This is a genomic window from Streptomyces glaucescens, from assembly GCF_002154375.1.
GTDB classification, from domain to species: Bacteria; Actinomycetota; Actinomycetes; order Streptomycetales; family Streptomycetaceae; genus Streptomyces; species Streptomyces glaucescens.
In genome coordinates, this window is sequence record NZ_MUND01001074.1 from 1 (window position 1) to 893 (window position 893).

1 protein-coding gene and 1 pseudogene are annotated in these 893 nt (G+C 75.3%); one reads left to right on the forward strand and one right to left on the reverse strand.

Features of this window, described 5'->3' with window-relative positions; all coding sequences use genetic code 11:
• Positions 1 to 261: pseudogene (locus tag CCN42_RS40675) on the forward strand (hypothetical protein); the annotation flags it as partial.
• A 30-nt stretch (positions 262 to 291) separates the two neighbouring features.
• On the opposite strand, the gene CCN42_RS40680 reads toward CCN42_RS40675, so the two are convergent.
• Positions 292 to 705 carry a VOC family protein gene (locus tag CCN42_RS40680; RefSeq protein ID WP_086173720.1) on the reverse strand — a complete coding sequence of 138 codons (414 nt, stop codon included), beginning with the start codon at positions 703 to 705 and terminating at the stop codon, positions 292 to 294.
• Positions 706 to 893 lie beyond the last annotated feature (188 nt).

Here is an 893-nt window from a genome sequence, read left to right on the forward strand (position 1 = left end):
GTGCTGACCCGCGAGGAGGCCACCTGGCTCTGGGTCGACACGGCCGCCGCGGTCGCCGACCACGGCGAGGCCCCGATGCTGGTCCGGCACCTGGAGTCCGCGGTGCAGCCGACCGTGCCCGCCCTGCTCGACGAGGTGCGGGCCGTCGGCCACCCCCGCACCGTGCAGGTGCTGGTCGCCCTGGCCGCGGCCCACCCCGACCCCGCCCTGGCCAAGGCGGTGCGGCGGGCGGCCTTCCAGGTGCACACCGGGGGTAGCTGAGGGCGGCCGAGGGCAGTCGACGGGGCGGGCTCAGCCCGTTGTCTGCGGGGCGTAGGTGCCGAAGCTCCAGATGTTGCCCTCGGCGTCCCGGGCCATGTAGTCCCGCGAGCCGTAGTCCTGGTCCGTCGGGGGCATCAGGATCTCCACGCCGTGGTCCACGGCCCGCCGGTGGTGTGCGTCCACGTCGTCCACCACGACGTACACCCCGGCCGGGCCCGCGTCCCGCATCGCCGAGTCGAAGACGCCGCCGCGGCCCTTCGAGCCGATCATCACCGCGCCGTTGCCCTGCACCAGCTCGGCGTGCAGCACCGCACCGTCCTCGCCCTCGTACACCGACAGCTCGGTGAAGCCCAGGGCCTCCGTGAGCTGCCGGATCGCCGCCTTCGCGTCCGCGTAGAGCAGGGTCGGGAAGATGCTCGGACGCCCGTCGGCCGTGCCTGCCATATCGATCACTCCCTTGTCCCGGCATCGAGCGCACCGGCGACCGCCGGCGCACGCCGCGACCGCCACGTCCCTCAGTCTCGCAGCGACCACCGACAACGGCCCGGCCTCGCGGCCCGGCCTTCCGCCCACCCGTACGACCGCCGCCGCCGAACGGGCGACGCGCCCCCGCCGGCCCCGCGTGTCCCACC

Excerpts from the sequence above, each read along its gene's own strand:
- CCN42_RS40680 (WP_086173720.1), bottom strand. The coding sequence starts at position 705 with ATGGCAGGCACGGCCGACGGGCGTCCGAGCATCTTCCCGACCCTGCTC.